Source organism: Bacillus sp. RC251 (assembly GCF_044908765.1).
Taxonomy (GTDB): Bacteria; Bacillota; Bacilli; order Bacillales; family Bacillaceae_G; genus Bacillus_A; species Bacillus_A wiedmannii.
In genome coordinates, this window is the sequence record NZ_JBIYDP010000001.1 from 269,468 (window position 1) to 284,638 (window position 15,171).

The following is a 15,171-nucleotide window of genomic DNA, read 5'->3' on the forward strand; positions in this document are numbered from 1 at the left end:
TATATCACATGAAAAATCTATGACAAGCCAGTATTAAGAGGGTTGAAGGTTATTGTTAAATTACAGCTGAAGTGAGTGTGATCATGTTACATAGCAGTTGAATACACGGAAGGGTTTTCTCAATTAGAAGGAAATTTACTGTATATTTCTTGCAAAATCTATTGTATAATGATTATAGAAGTTACTTATTAAAAGTAATTGTTGTTTGCTCAAAGTTGTTGCTTACATGAAATGAGATTTTTTGCACTTTGTTATAAGACAAGGTATCGTAAAAAATTGCTGAATTTAGAAATTTAAACTGTAATTAGTACAGAATTTGTACTCTTTAAGGAGAGTGAGCTTTGTATGGTAACATTATATAGTTCTCCAAGCTGTACGTCTTGTAGAAAGGCGAAATTATGGCTAGAGGAAAATCATATTCCTTATACAGAACGTAATATTTTCTCAGATCCATTAACGATTGAGGAAATTAAAGAGATTTTACGTATGACAGAAAGCGGAACGGATGAGATTATTTCTACTCGTTCGAAAGTTTTCCAAGAATTAAATGTAAACTTAGAGTCTTTACCACTTCAAGATTTATATAAGATGATTCGTGACTATCCAGGGATTTTACGTCGTCCAATTATGATTGATGAGAAGCGCCTTCAAGTAGGTTACAATGAAGACGAAATCCGCCGTTTCTTACCACGTACAGTAAGAACGTTTCAATTACGTGAAGCACAGCGTCTTGTAAATTAATTATAATAATATGAAAACCTTCTACCTATTATATAGTAGAAGGTTTTTTTTAATGTTTCACATTTCGTAATCGAACTTGTTGCACGATAATACCGATGCATAGAACAGTGAAAATGAATAAGAAAGGCATGCTTGTGGTGAAATTTGGATTATTATGAAAGAACGTTGCAAGTCTGTCTTCATGTGTAACCATTTTTCCTGCTGTATAGGCGAGAATCGCTGCTCCGCAATAAATGAGGAATGGAAAGCGTTCCATAAGTATTAAAATAAGTTTGCTGCCCCAAATAATAATCGGGATAGAAATGAGTAAGCCGATTATTACGAGTAAAAATCTTCCGTGAGCTGCACCTGCAATGGCAATAACGTTGTCAAACCCCATAACGAGATCTGCGAATACAATTGTACGCACAGCTTGAAATAAAGTTGTTTTCCCCTGAATAGCAGAAAGATCGTTGCTATTATCAGTTAGTAAATTTACTGCAATTAATGTAAGTAAAACGCCCCCGATAAGTTGTAGAAATGGAATGTCGAGTAAATAGACAGCTAGTATAGTAAGGATAATTCTTAGTACGATTGCTAAAAGAGTACCAATCAAAATGGCTTTATTTCGTTTCGATTCAGGTAAATTTCGACTAGCTAGTGCGATGACGATTGCGTTGTCACCACCTAATACAACATCGATACCGACAATCATTAGTACAGATGTTAAAAACTCTAAGTCCATTCGTCTGCCTCCATTTATGATGTTTTAATAAGCGAACTGTATGTATGTGGTGAAGAGAGAGACTAAATCACCTTCTCTAATAAAAGTTTCACTTTATTACAGTGTACGGGGGAGGGTGGAAATGTATGTCCAAATTTTTCATGAGTGAGAAATCGCTATAATGATATATTTGTGTAGATGGTCGAATAAAGATAGGCATATAACTATTTTTGTAAAATAAATCGATTTTATTTCCATTCTGGAGAATCTTATCATAAAATGAGAGTACAAGAATCTATTGATTTGTCATATGAGTGGGGAATCCCTTCATAACAATTCTAAGCAGGAAGGGAGAGTTGTATTTTGGATATTGAAAGAATTAATGACCATACGATGAAATTTTTTATTACGTACATTGATATAGAGGATAGAGGGTTTAATCGTGAAGAAATTTGGTATGACCGCGAACGAAGTGAAGAGCTCTTTTGGGAGATGATGGACGAAGCTCGTGATCATGATGATTTCTTTATTGATGGACCATTATGGATTCAAGTGCAAGCAGTTGATAAAGGGATTGAAGTACTTGTAACGAAAGCAGAGCTTTCAAAGGATGGACAAAAGCTAGAACTACCAATAGGTGTAGATAAAATTATAGACATTCCTCTAGATGAAGGCATTGAATCATTATTCCAGCAAGAATTAGTGGAAGAGGTAGAGGAACAAGCAGGAACAAACTTTAACGAAGATGGTACGTTTGGATTTTTAATTAAATTTAATGATTTTGAAGATGTCATTTCATTAAGCCACCGTCTTATCTTTGAAGATATAAAAGATGAGCTGTATTCATTTGAGAACCGCTATTATGTATATGTGGAATTCGATGAAGTGCTACATGATGAAGAAGAAATTGATCGTATTTTAAGTATTGTTTTAGAATACGGAGAAGAATCAACTTTAACAATTCATCGTGTAAGTGAGTATGGGAAACAAATTGTGAAAGAGCATGCGCTTGAAACAATTCGCAATAATTTTCCTGCTAAAACGTAGGCCGATTTCTGTAGTATGAAATCGGCTTTTTATATGAAGAATAGGAAAGCTTTCTTAGTAAGGAGGTAAGAGATGAAAAATACGTTAAAGTTGATTTTCTTTGTTTTACTATTGTTCGCGTTATTTGTTTCGTTACGTATGTTTATTGATGTAGCATTTTATTCGGATGTAATTGGTATAAAAGATGTTTCGATTTTAGGTATTATTAGTATTTTATTTACGGTATCTGCATTTTTAATTGGCTGCGTTATTTTCTTAGAGAACCGTCATCCGTCTAAAACACTTACATGGCTCATTGTGTTAGGTATTTTTCCGGTATTTGGATTCTTCGCTTATTTATTATTTGGACAGAACTTTCGGAGGAAGAGAATGTTCCAAAAGAAGGCGTTGCTCGATGAACAAGCATTTTTACAATATAAAGGGCATGAAGATTACGAAGAACGGATTTTGCGCAATCATAAGCACCAAGAGCTGTTATTTCGTTTAGCGGACCGCTTAGGCGCTTTAAATATTTCATTTCAAACTGAAACGAGAACATTAACAAATGGAGATGAAACGTTTCAGGCCATTTTAGATGGATTAAAACGAGCGAAACACCACATTCATATGGAATATTACATTGTGCGTGATGATAAACTTGGAACAGAAATTAAAGATATTTTAATACAGAAATCAAAAGAAGGTGTTGTCGTTCGTTTTTTATATGATGCGGTTGGAAGTTTTAGATTATCGAATTCATATATTGAAGAATTGAATGATGCAGGAGTAGAAATGATTCCGTTTTTCCCTGTGCGCTTTCCGATTTTAAACGATAAGATTAATTATCGAAACCACCGGAAAATCGTTATTATTGATGGAAATGAAGGATTTGTCGGTGGATTAAATATTGGTGATGAATATTTAGGGAAGGATAAATATTTCGGTTTTTGGCGAGACACGCATTTATATTTGCGTGGTGAAGCTGTTCAAAGCTTGCAACTTATTTTCCTTCAAGATTGGTTTTATATGACTGGTGAGGCTGTGCTGGCCCCTGAATATTTACAAGCGAAAGCAGTTGAGGGTGATCATTGGGGAGGCGTACAGCTCGTTGCAGGTGGACCAGATAATAAATGGGAAACAATTAAACATTTATACTTTGCCATGATTTCATCTGCACGGAAATCAATTTGGATTGCGACGCCGTATTTCATTCCAGATGATGATATTTTATCCGCATTAAAGGTAGCTGCACTTGCAGGTATTGATGTCCGTTTGTTAATGCCGAGTAAGCCTGATAAGCGCACCGTCTTTTACGCATCGAGATCGTACTTCCCAGAGCTTTTAGATGCAGGGGTAAAGATATATGAATACGAAAAAGGCTTTCTTCATAGTAAAGTTGTCATTGTCGATTCTGATTTAGCTTCAATTGGGACTGCTAATATGGATATGAGAAGTTTTCATTTGAACTTTGAAGTAAATGCCTTTTTATATGATACAGACAGCATTCGAAAACTTGTTCAAGATTATAAAGAGGATATAGAAGAATCAAGTGAAATTCATGTCGATCGTTTTCATAAAAGGCGTCTTCATAGACGAATTGTTGAATCGACGTATCGATTATTATCACCTTTATTATAAAAAGAGATGTCCGAAATTGGGACATCTCTTTTTTAAAAGGAATTTGTAATAAATTGTAGAATATAAGGAGCTGAAAGGGTGTGATTCCGATGTTTATCGCCAAAAGAGAAAACGGAGAAAAAATCCATCTACTCTATCATCATGATGAAGAGCTTTTACATCGTATGCGTAAAAAGGAAAGCTTCTTTTGCATAGCTTGCGGGAAGGAAGTGCAAATGAAATTAGGGAAACAAAAAAGTTGGCATTTTGCTCATAAGAAAATGGACGCGTGTCTTGCCTTTTATGAAGCAGAATCTATGTATCATATGCACGGTAAAGAATTGTTATATAGGTGGTTCAAACGTCAAAACTTTCCTGTGTATATAGAGCACTATCTTCCAGAAATTCAGCAACGACCAGATATTTTCATAGAGAGAGCAGGGAGAACAATTGCGATTGAATACCAATGCGCCAATCTCTCTATAGAGCAGCTGTACAAACGAACCTATTCGTATTGGCGAGCTGGTATACAGGTTATTTGGATCATTGGTGGAAATCAATTGAAAAGGCAATCAGCATATTGGATGAAATTCTCCTCACTTATGGCTTTCTCCTTACAATCTTATCCTCAGCCATTTCTTATTTTCTTCTGTTCGAAACAAAAATCATTTATGAAATGCGCGTTTCTCACTTCATTTTCTACAAGCGTCTCTTTCTCACATATTATCTATTTACCAACTGAAACGACTACTTTTGAAATGCTCTTTTCTCCCGTCTCTTTCCGAAAAGAAACATTAGGTGAGGAATGGAAAAAGCGAAAGAGCTATTTTCGGCAAAATGCTCTGCCGATTTGGAATTACAATCATAAGTCACTATTACGCCTTTTATATCAATGTAAATGTACCCCAGCAAATTTTCCTTCTGAAATTGGTGTGCCACTCCCGTCCTCATTTGCTTTTCAAACAAATCCATTTACATGGCAAGCTTTTCTATATATAAAATGTATAGGTGAGCTTACGGTAGGGGAATGTATTTCCCTTCAATATGTATGTAGTTATGTGAAAACGTATACGAAAAGGCGCATGCTCCCGTACTTTTCACGGCATATATGGAAAGTAGCAGTTGCTGAATATATGACATTTTTATGTTATGCAGGTGTATTGCAGAAAGTAGGGACTTATAAGTACCGGAAAAAAAGAGAAGTAGTTATGTTAAAAACAGAGGAGGAAGTTATAAAATATGATGAAATTTACTTAACGTATGCCTTATCTTTATTTGAGGCAAAGTACAACATGAGAGAAGGAAAAGGGGATATAATAAAGACTGATCGTGAAGGAATTACATAAGAAAAATCGAATTGTATGTAAGTAGAGATATTTAAAGGAGGGCTTAAAGGATGTCTGAACAAAACACAGCAAAAACGTTACCAGATCGCAAAGAGATTGAAGAATCAAGTACGTGGCGACTAGAAGATATTTTCCAAACAGATGCAGAATGGGAAAAAGAATTCCAAGCCATTAAAGAGCTATTACCGAAGTTAACTGAATTTAAAGGGAAACTTGGTGACTCTGCGAACAATTTACTTGAAGCATTGCAATATGAAGACGAAATTTCAATGCGATTAGGTAAGCTATATACATATGCACATATGCGTTACGATCAAGATACAACAAACTCTGTGTATCAAGCATTAAATGACCGCGCAACAAATTTATATTCACAAGTATCTAGTAGCACAGCATATATTGTGCCTGAAATTTTATCGATTTCAGAAGATACACTGCAAACATTCTTGACAGAAAATAGAGACTTAAGTGTATATGAACATGCATTAGAAGAAATTACGCGTCAACGCCCGCACGTATTATCTGAAGCGGAAGAGGCTCTATTAGCAGAAGCATCTGAAGTAATGAGTGCGTCAAGTAATACATTTGGTATGTTGAATAATGCGGATTTGAAATTCCCATCTATTAAAGGTGAGGATGGAGAAGAAGTGGAAATTACACATGGTCGTTACATTCAGTTTTTAGAAAGTGATGATCGTCGTGTGCGCGAAGATGCATTCAAAGCTGTATATGAAACGTACGGGAAATATAAGAACACATTTGCAAGCACGTTAAGCGGAGCTGTGAAACGTAATAATTTCAATGCGCGTGTTCGTAAATACGATTCTGCACGTCAAGCGGCATTAAGTAATAATAATATTCCTGAAGCGGTGTATGATCAACTTGTTGAATCTGTAAATGATAATTTACACTTGCTACATCGTTACATTGATATTCGTAAGCGTGCACTAGGACTTGATGAGCTTCATATGTATGATTTATATACACCACTTGTACCAGAAGTGAAAATGAACGTGAAGTATGAAGAAGCACAAGACATGTTATTAAAGTCTTTAAACGTACTTGGTGATGAGTATGTTGACATTTTAAAAGAAGCATATGAAAATCGCTGGGTAGATGTGTATGAGAATAAAGGAAAGCGAAGCGGAGCATATTCATCTGGTGCATATGGAACAAATCCGTATATTTTAATGAACTGGCATGATAATGTAAATAATTTATATACACTTGCTCATGAGTTCGGTCATTCCGTGCATAGTTACTATACAAGAAAGACGCAGCCGCACGTATACGGTGATTATTCAATCTTCGTTGCGGAAGTAGCATCAACTTGTAATGAAGCACTTCTAAACGATTATTTATTAAAAACGACAGAAGATAAGAAAGAGCGTCTATACTTATTAAATCATTATTTAGAAGGATTCCGTGGTACTGTATTCCGTCAAACGATGTTCGCAGAGTTTGAGCATATTATTCATAAGAAAGTACAAGAAGGACATGCGGTTACGCCAGACATGTTAACGGAGATCTACTATGATTTAAATAAGAAATATTTCGGTGATGCTTTAGTAATCGATGAAGAAATTGGTTTAGAGTGGTCTCGTATTCCGCACTTCTACTACAACTATTACGTATACCAATACGCAACAGGATTTAGTGCAGCAACGGCTTTATCTAAACAAATTTTAGAAGAGGGGCAACCAGCAGTAGAACGTTACATTAATGAGTTCTTAAAAGCAGGAAGCTCAGATTATCCAATTGAAGTGCTGAAAAAAGCTGGAGTAGATATGGCATCTCCAGAACCGGTAAAAGAAGCATTGCAAGTATTTGAAGAGAAATTAAATGAATTAGAAGCATTATTATTTGAAGAGAAGTAATTGTAAAGACGAGGAATTTACCTCGTCTTTTTTTGTTTTAAATATTTTTGTCGATACTTGTCGAAAAAATAAGGTGAATTTCTTTCTTTTTTCTAAATTAGAAGGCAGTTTTACAGGTGATTTTTGTAGTTAAAACCCTTTAAATCGTTTTTTATGGTTGAAATAAGAGAGAGCGATGACAATGACTCCAAATAAAAGAGGGAAGGCAATAATTTTAGGAAAAGCTTGTAGTAGAGAGAGGATGTACAAGAAAAAAGAAACGATGACAGCTAGTAAGATAAGTAAAATATACGTTTTTTTCATACGGAACACCTCCAAAATAGCTTTTTTATAGCTTATTCAGAAATGAAAACGTTTAGAATGTGACAAAAGTGTGAAATTCGACAAAAGGGGTTGTCATCTGACGTCGAATCTTGTAATATAATAAGCGTGAACGAATTCACATACAAACATATACCCCTTTGTTTGAACGTGAAAATTTCTCCCATCCCCTTTAATATTTTTATAAGCCGTAAAGAAGAAGACCTGGTGTTTTACACCAGGTCTTTTTCTTTTGCTATCCATTTCCAATAACGTTCACATTTTACGTCAATCATTTGTACTTTTCGTTTCAGTTGTAATTTTTTCAGTTCACGCTCGATCTCTTGCTGCGAGCAGTCATATATAAATGCTACTTCTTTTGAAGATATAAATTGCGTTGCTTCTAGTAACACTTCTAAAGGTGGTAATGGTTCTGGCTCGATTTCACATTTTACAAGTTCTTTCAATAATTGTACGTATACGTCGTAGGAATAAGTTCCAGCGATTTTAATACCTTCTTCATCTGAATTCGCATGAAAGAATACGAGAGAAGGTATTTCTGTAATATGCATCTCATTTGTAAATTTTAAGTCACATTGGAAAGCTTTTTTTGCGCTAGCGGAATGTAGGTCTTTTTTAAATTCTTCTACATCAATATCGCTATCTCTTGCACATGCAAGTAATAATTCGCAGTCAGGGTTTGATACATTTTCAAGGAAAATGTATTCTTGGAGTTTTCGCAAAAACTTCGAACCTGCTTTTCGGCCCTGTAACTCCGCTGCCTTAATTGCCATCGAAACTAAATATGGTGTTGACGATGCTTCTTGCATATGTACCTTTCCATCACATGAAAAACCTTGTAAACTTGTTGTCTTTTCCCACACAAATCGAATATTAGCAGGTTTATTCCATTTGTGTGAGGAAGCGTTCGTTCCATCCACTTTTCCTGTTACGATATGACGAATAGAGAAGTATTTCCCGTATTCAAGCCATAGTTTAATAATAAAGGGCTCAATTTCCCAGCAATCTTTGCAAAGTGGATCAATAAATAAATATGCTTCTACAGACTTATGCTCGCATGCGGAAGGAGATGGCATATTTATATGCGTTGCTTCCTGCTTATCCATTACACTTCACCTGTTTCGTTTGGAGTATTAACCATATGCTGAGCAGTTAACGCTAAACGTTCAAAAACGAACTCTCTTATATGACCGTGCACTCCTGTGTCATCCATTGCTTGCTCCATACATGATAGCCAAGCCTCTGCTCGTTTTGGCGTAATCTCAAACGGAAGATGGCGTGCTCTTAACATAGGATGACCATGTTCTTCAGTGTACAAATTAGGACCACCTAAATATTGCGTTAAAAATTGTTTCTGCTTCCTAGCGGTTTCTGTTAAATCATCCGGGAAGATGGGAGATAGGTCAGGGTGTTTACTGACATAGGAATAAAACGTGTCTACTAATATTGCAATGCATTGTTCACCGCCAATTGCTTCAAATGGTGTCATCGGTTGCTTGCTCATCCTTTATAAACTCCTTTTTCCATGAAATGTATATCTATTGTAGCAATGGAATGTTCTAGAGGGCAAATAAACAGCCTTCATAACGTTCTTTGCTTATTTTTCAAATGTAAAAGAATCTTTTCCTTTTAAAAAGTGAGATATATCCACTAGTAGAACGTATTCACTAGTGGAATTTTCACTTTAGCGTGCTTTGTTTTGTTTGGCAAGGAAAAAGCGTTTTACTTTATTATTTGTATGACGGATTGGTATGTCGTGCTGTTTTAATAAATGAATAAATGCAGCTTTTCCTGTTTCTTCATCTTGCACTTCAAATTCAATTTCATAATCATCGTGATTGTAATAGAAACTATGATCAAAGACAAGCGTTCCGCCTTCAAATAGTGTTTCGGCTCTTTCAGTTGTTAAACTACCCATATAAGTTAAAGTGGAAACAGGAATTTGTAATTTGTGTAGTTGATCCATTACAGCCCCTGGAATGATTACGTTTGTTTCCATCATCATTCTTGCTTCGTCTTCTGTTACGACTTGATGCGTTTCTAACAAGCCGATTTCTGCAGGTTGTTTCAATGTTAATGTATAAGTTTCTCCTTTATGACGAATACGAAGTGCAGAGCCAGCTTCTTTTAACGAGAAGCCCGGTGTTTCAAAGTAGTGATTCACCTGTTTCGTAAATACCTCAATAGAGAATGATTTACATAATGTATCGAATTCTTCTTCTGTAACAATATTTTTAAATTCAATTTCAATTTCTTGTGTCATTGTATGCGCGCTCCTTTTAAAAAATAATTCTTTACACATTATCGCTTTTTCATAAATTTGGTTCAATGTTTTATTTGTTTGCGTCCATGTTATGATACAATAATACTGTTAAGTAAGACAGGAAGTTGAGATGGAGGAGTTAGAGCATGCAAAATAAAATTCAAGTTAAGAGCGTAGAAAAGAGAGAGAATGCGCTTATTTTTTGTGCGGAAAATAATGAAATAGAGGTAAAGGAGTTAAGTGCGCGTAATCACGTACTTGTAGACTCAGACAATTTATCATTTTTATATATTTTAGAAAACGAATCATCTTTCATTTATGTAAGTATTCCGCACACATGCTGGGAAGCAATGCATGAAGCGATGAATAACGATATAGTAATGTTCGTTCGTGTGAATGACGTTGAAATGGAATTAGAAAATTTAAAAGAAGAAGTAGAATATTTAGTTGAAAATATTGAAGGTAATGCAAATTACGGAGAAGAACTAGTAACTGCTGTAGAAAAAGTATTTCTATAAGCAAATGGATTGATTTTGGTGGTGGTTGAAATGAATCGAAATTGGGAAGAATTTTTAGCACCTTACCATCAAGCGGTGGCAGAGCTGAAAGTGAAACTAAAAGGAATGCGTACTCAATTTGCAATGTTAACAGAGCATTCTCCAATTGAGTTTGTAACAGGAAGGGTAAAGTCGGTTGCTAGTATTATTGATAAAGCGGAGAAGAGAAATGTACCGCTAGATCGGCTGAGAGAAGATATGCAAGACATCGCGGGCCTTCGAATGATGTGTCAATTTGTTGATGAGATTAAGCCTGTTGTAGAATATCTTCGAAAACGAAATGACTTTGAAATCGTGGAAGAACGTGATTATGTCACGCAAAAGAAAGATAGCGGCTATCGCTCTTATCACGTTGTCATTAGTTACCCCGTTCAAACGATTCAAGGAGAAAAAAAAGTATTGGTAGAAATCCAAATACGCACGTTAGCAATGAATTTTTGGGCAACAATTGAGCATTCTTTAAATTATAAATATAGTGGACGTTTTCCTGAAGATATTAAAATACGCTTGCAACGCGCAGCGGAAGCGGCGTTTTTATTAGATGAAGAAATGTCTTCTATTCGTCTTGAGATTCAAGAAGCGCAGAAAGCTTTTTCAAGAAAACAAGAAACGAAAGATTCCGAATCATAAACTAAAGGGTGTTGGGCGATGAAATTTACAATTATGTCAAAGGGAGATCAATCATCAGATACACTGGCAAGCACGATGAAAGAATACTTGCTAGATTTTGGATTTATAATGGATGAAAAGGAACCCGATATTGTAATTTCTGTTGGGGGAGATGGAACGCTTTTATATGCATTTCATCGTTATTATAATCGATTGGATGAAACAGCATTTGTTGGTGTACATACAGGGCATTTAGGTTTCTATGCAGATTGGTTACCGACAGAAGTAGAGAAATTAGTAATTGCAATTGCTAAAACACCATTCCAAGTGGTGGAATATCCGCTTTTAGAAGTGATTATTCGCTATGTGAATGGGAGTAAAGAGTCACAGTATTTGGCGATGAATGAAGCAACTGTTAAAAGTGCGGAAGGTACATTAGTAACAGAAGTGGAAATACGCGGAGAGTACTTTGAAACGTTCCGCGGGGATGGCCTTTGTATTTCTACTCCTTCGGGAAGTACGGCGTATAATAAGGCGCTTGGCGGAGCTATTATTCACCCTTCTATTGAAGCGATTCAAATTGCAGAAATGGCATCTATTAATAACCGTGTGTTTCGTACTGTAGGCTCGCCACTCGTATTGCCGAAGCATCATACATGTGTGTTGAAGCCGGCTGCAGGAATGAACTTACAAATTACGGTGGACCATTTAACGATGGTTCATCAAGATGTGAAATCAATCCAGTATCGCGTTGCAAATGAGAAAGTACGATTTGTTCGTTTCCGTCCGTTCCCGTTCTGGAAACGAGTTCGTGACTCGTTTGTTGCAGATAAATAGAAAGGGTTTATATATTTGAACAGATTTACATTGAAATGGGATATAGAATCGGCTGAAGAGGGAACTTTAGTTAGAGAATTTTTAAAAACAAAAGGGATTTCTAAAGCCGCCTTAACGGATATAAAATTTCGCGGCGGAGCTATTGAAGTAAATAATCAACATGCCAGTGTTCGTCATCAGTTGCAAGCTGGTGAAGAATTACGTGTCTTTTTTCCAGTGGAAGAAAGAAGTGAAGGGATGATTAAAGAAGATATCCCTTTATGTATTGTATATGAAGATGATGCGGTTCTTGTCATAAACAAAGAGGCGAACATGTCAACGATTCCGTCTAGAGAACATCCGGCAGGTAGTGTTGCGAATGCGCTCTTATCTCATTATGATAAGCAGCATCTTGCAAGTACGGTGCATATCGTAACAAGATTAGATCGTGATACTTCAGGGCTTATGCTTATTGCAAAAAATCGTTTCGTGCATCATCTTTTATCGAAACAGCATCAACAAAAAGCTGTGAAAAGAACATATGAAGCAATTGTTCACGGTGAGATGATAGAACGAGAAGGAACGATTGATGCACCGATTGGACGAAAATCGGATAGCATTATTGAGCGAACCGTTTGTGAAAATGGGCAAAGAGCAGTTACTCATTTTAGAGTGATGGATAGCGCCAATCATAAGACGCATGTATCACTTGAGCTTGAGACCGGAAGAACGCATCAAATTCGTGTACATATGGCTCATATAGGCCACCCGTTACTTGGTGATGATTTATATGGAGGAAGAAGAGATGTGATAAAACGTCAAGCACTTCATAGTACATCTTTGACGTTTTATCATCCTATTTTAGAGAAGGAAATGTCTTTCACTACAACGATTCCAAGCGATATGGAAGAGGTATTAAGGCATACTTAAAAAGGGAACAAAATTCTTATGTAACGAAGAATTTTGTTCCCTTTTTTCTTAGCGGAATAATATTAAAATTTGATTTTCACCCGTGCGCTTTATAACGAAAAAGCCACTTTCGGATTTTGTAGCAATGCCATCGTTATTTGGACGACAATATCCATGCGTTTCGCAAGTGCCGTCATCGCGTACTAACATTTGTCCAATTAATCCGACAGGAAGCCACTCGGTACGATCTTTTCTTGCTATATATTTGCAAGTTGGATCCCATTCTGTATTTAAAAGAGGTTGTATGTCTTGCGATTCCGTACGTACATATTGGCGTTTTCCAAAGTTATCTGTTTTATAGCGTTTTTGCCAACTTAAAGCACCGCTATTTCCTATAAGGGCGGGGGTTGCACTAGATATTCCTAAAATGAATGAATCGTTTGAAGTAGCGATCCGAATTTTTTCTTCGCTACTAAATGTAACGAAATAACCTACATCAATAAAATTATTGTCTGTTGTTTCAAACATTTGTGCAAAATCAGTTCCACTTGCATTGTAAGAAGCGCCATCAATATACATTTCCCCATTATGAGCAAGCCACTTTGCACCGATATTATGATCGGTTTCATTTGTGCCGTTTGCAATAAACCAAGAATAAGATTCTTCTGCTGTGCCGAAGCGCCCCATAATATGGCTACCTGCAAAATGAGCTGTTGATGTATGATTACCTTCCGCATGAGAAGAGAATCCGTTAGCGATAGTCGCGGTTCCTTCTGCATGTGCTGCTTCGCCTAAAGCGATTGTATGTTTACCTTCCGCATGAGAATAAGAGCCACCTGCTGTCGTTTCACTTCCTTCACTATGGGAACTATGTCCAGTTGCTTTCGTTTTTGATCCTTCCGCATGAGAGAAAGAAGCTTTTGCGTGTGTAAGAAGTCCTTCTGCATGTGAAGCTGTACCCTCTGCATTAGAGTGAAGCCCCTCTGCATGTGCATATCGTCCCCCTTTTTTTACTTTTGTATTTTCAGGTGTAGGAGTTTGAATTATAATCGTTTTTTCTGTTTGTATATCATTGGATGGTGCTAATGCTTCTCTTATTTTTTTCACTTGATTTATAATAGCAGCTGGAATTTCTGATTCTGCTTTTTTATTTATTGCTACAGGGATGTCTTCTTCTGTATTTTTCTCTGTTTGCTCAGAAGGCACAACCTGTTCAGTGTGAGTAGAGTGAGGTTTATTTTTTTGCTGCATCTTTGTTTTTCTATTATCGATTATGCGGCTCATTACAGCATTTTCTAAAGAGACATATTTTGGTTTAGCTTTGTTTTTGGGGGAAGCCCCTTGTCCGTCCGGTTCTTCTAAAGCTGCAGCTCGAATGCTGCACCAGTTGTTAATTCCGTACATGGGCAGATAAAAAGGCGGGCATTTTCTTTTTTGTTTAGAAGATTTTTTCTTCATACTGTCACCTCCTGCGACAGTATATGCCGTGTAATTAAAAAAAGATGCACTTTATTGCATCTTTTTTTAATTACTTTACCTAGTTTTTATAGGAGAGCCGCCTAAATGATACGGTAATCCTCGTAATTTGTGAATGATATCTAAATAAGGGTCGTTATGAAATTGGGCGAAATTTCTCAGGGACAAAAGACAGGGAGGAAGGGACGGAAACGGTCTCCATCTCAGGATAACGTAGTCCGGTTAGTTTGCCACCAAATACAGCGCCAGTGTCAATATTGACTGTATGATTTACGAAGCGAGGTTCTTTAATGGGTGTATGTCCATATACAATCCAAGCTTTTCCTTTATATTCTTGTGCCCAGTCGCGACGGACAGGAGAGCCGTCAGCATGTTTTTCTCCTGTAATATCGCCATATAATACAAAGGTTTGTACTTTTTTATCTTGTCTTCCTATGTAATCTTGCCGAATTCCAGCGTGACATACAATTAACCTTTTCTCGTCGAGTACGTGATAAAAAGGAGAGTGCTCGTAAAGGGTGATAAATTTTTCTTTTATAATGTTTTGTTTATGAGAAGGCAGTGCTTCATATTCGGCAACAGTTGTTTCGAGTCCATGAGCGATTGTCACATTACGCCCAAGGAAAAAACGGTATAGTTTATTACAGTGATTTCCCGGAGCGTAATAAGCTACTTTTTTATTTATGACAAGTTCCCATACAATTTCAATCATACGTAATGAATGAGGGCCGCGATCTGTAATATCACCAACAAATGCAAGCTTACGTTGGTCAGGGTGAAACGGCAGGTCACTATTCCAGTTGTATCCGAGTTTCGTCGTTAAATCTTGAAACTCTTGAAAGCATCCATGAATATCCCCTATAATGTCAAATTTCATATTTAAACCTCCACCATATTTTTCATTAGTATA

16 protein-coding genes are annotated in these 15,171 nt (G+C 36.4%); 9 read left to right on the forward strand and 7 right to left on the reverse strand.

Features of this window, described 5'->3' with window-relative positions:
* Positions 1 to 345 precede the first annotated feature (345 nt).
* Complete coding sequence (gene spx / locus ABH961_RS01385) at positions 346 to 741, forward strand: transcriptional regulator Spx (protein ID WP_000258267.1); 396 nt, start codon at positions 346 to 348, stop codon at positions 739 to 741.
* Positions 742 to 790: 49 nt separating this feature from the next.
* On the opposite strand, the gene ABH961_RS01390 is transcribed toward spx, so the two are convergent.
* Complete coding sequence (locus tag ABH961_RS01390; protein ID WP_000362605.1) at positions 791 to 1,465, reverse strand: TerC family protein; 675 nt, start codon at positions 1,463 to 1,465, stop codon at positions 791 to 793.
* Positions 1,466 to 1,807: 342 nt separating this feature from the next.
* Here ABH961_RS01390 and mecA point away from each other — a divergent pair, with 342 nt between their 5' ends.
* The 4 genes from mecA to pepF all read left to right on the forward strand — a co-directional run bounded on the left by mecA (position 1,808) and on the right by pepF (position 7,310).
* Positions 1,808 to 2,491, forward strand: a complete 684-nt coding sequence (gene mecA / locus ABH961_RS01395) for an adaptor protein MecA (RefSeq protein ID WP_000350711.1) — start codon at positions 1,808 to 1,810, stop codon at positions 2,489 to 2,491.
* A 72-nt stretch (positions 2,492 to 2,563) separates the two neighbouring features.
* Positions 2,564 to 4,108, forward strand: coding sequence for a cardiolipin synthase (locus ABH961_RS01400; protein WP_000799209.1), 1,545 nt, complete (start codon positions 2,564 to 2,566; stop codon positions 4,106 to 4,108).
* An 80-nt stretch (positions 4,109 to 4,188) separates the two neighbouring features.
* Positions 4,189 to 5,433 carry a competence protein CoiA gene (locus tag ABH961_RS01405; RefSeq protein ID WP_098630547.1) on the forward strand — a complete coding sequence of 415 codons (1,245 nt, stop codon included), beginning with the start codon at positions 4,189 to 4,191 and terminating at the stop codon, positions 5,431 to 5,433.
* Between the two features lie 50 nt (positions 5,434 to 5,483).
* Positions 5,484 to 7,310, forward strand: coding sequence for an oligoendopeptidase F (gene pepF / locus ABH961_RS01410; RefSeq protein WP_097917812.1), 1,827 nt, complete (start codon positions 5,484 to 5,486; stop codon positions 7,308 to 7,310).
* Positions 7,311 to 7,439: 129 nt separating this feature from the next.
* Here pepF and ABH961_RS01415 read toward each other — a convergent pair whose 3' ends face one another.
* The 4 genes from ABH961_RS01415 to ABH961_RS01430 all read right to left on the reverse strand — a co-directional run bounded on the left by ABH961_RS01415 (position 7,440) and on the right by ABH961_RS01430 (position 9,894).
* Complete coding sequence (locus ABH961_RS01415) at positions 7,440 to 7,613, reverse strand: hypothetical protein (RefSeq protein ID WP_046957017.1); 174 nt, start codon at positions 7,611 to 7,613, stop codon at positions 7,440 to 7,442.
* A 230-nt stretch (positions 7,614 to 7,843) separates the two neighbouring features.
* Entirely contained in the window at positions 7,844 to 8,737 is an 894-nt protein-coding gene (locus ABH961_RS01420; protein WP_000360672.1) for a ClpXP adapter SpxH family protein, read from the reverse strand.
* Complete coding sequence (locus ABH961_RS01425; RefSeq protein WP_000043382.1) at positions 8,737 to 9,135, reverse strand: globin domain-containing protein; 399 nt, start codon at positions 9,133 to 9,135, stop codon at positions 8,737 to 8,739. The genes ABH961_RS01420 and ABH961_RS01425 overlap by 1 nt, the downstream gene beginning before the upstream one ends.
* Positions 9,136 to 9,315: 180 nt before the next feature.
* Positions 9,316 to 9,894, reverse strand: coding sequence for a CYTH domain-containing protein (locus ABH961_RS01430; protein ID WP_098077730.1), 579 nt, complete (start codon positions 9,892 to 9,894; stop codon positions 9,316 to 9,318).
* A gap of 146 nt (positions 9,895 to 10,040) precedes the next feature.
* Here ABH961_RS01430 and ABH961_RS01435 point away from each other — a divergent pair, with 146 nt between their 5' ends.
* Genes ABH961_RS01435 through ABH961_RS01450 form a run of 4 tightly spaced genes read left to right on the forward strand, consistent with a single transcriptional unit; the run spans position 10,041 to position 12,806 of the window.
* Positions 10,041 to 10,412: a UPF0738 family protein gene (locus ABH961_RS01435; protein WP_001179996.1), complete on the forward strand. Its 372-nt coding sequence runs from the start codon at positions 10,041 to 10,043 to the stop codon at positions 10,410 to 10,412.
* 30 nt (positions 10,413 to 10,442) lie between these two features.
* On the forward strand, positions 10,443 to 11,081 hold the full coding sequence (gene yjbM / locus ABH961_RS01440) for a GTP diphosphokinase (protein ID WP_001081480.1): 639 nt from the start codon (positions 10,443 to 10,445) through the stop codon (positions 11,079 to 11,081).
* An 18-nt stretch (positions 11,082 to 11,099) separates the two neighbouring features.
* Positions 11,100 to 11,897 (forward strand): NAD kinase, encoded by a 798-nt coding sequence (locus ABH961_RS01445; RefSeq protein WP_000673190.1) that lies wholly within the window; start codon positions 11,100 to 11,102, stop codon positions 11,895 to 11,897.
* Positions 11,898 to 11,912: 15 nt separating this feature from the next.
* A complete protein-coding gene (locus tag ABH961_RS01450) occupies positions 11,913 to 12,806 on the forward strand; it encodes an RluA family pseudouridine synthase (protein WP_001079117.1) in 894 nt (297 codons plus the stop codon).
* Positions 12,807 to 12,854: 48 nt separating this feature from the next.
* On the opposite strand, the gene ABH961_RS01455 is transcribed toward ABH961_RS01450, so the two are convergent.
* A complete protein-coding gene (locus ABH961_RS01455; protein WP_048545151.1) occupies positions 12,855 to 14,243 on the reverse strand; it encodes a peptidase G2 autoproteolytic cleavage domain-containing protein in 1,389 nt (462 codons plus the stop codon).
* Between the two features lie 154 nt (positions 14,244 to 14,397).
* Complete coding sequence (gene prpE, locus ABH961_RS01460; RefSeq protein ID WP_098077738.1) at positions 14,398 to 15,138, reverse strand: bis(5'-nucleosyl)-tetraphosphatase PrpE; 741 nt, start codon at positions 15,136 to 15,138, stop codon at positions 14,398 to 14,400.
* Positions 15,139 to 15,171 lie beyond the last annotated feature (33 nt).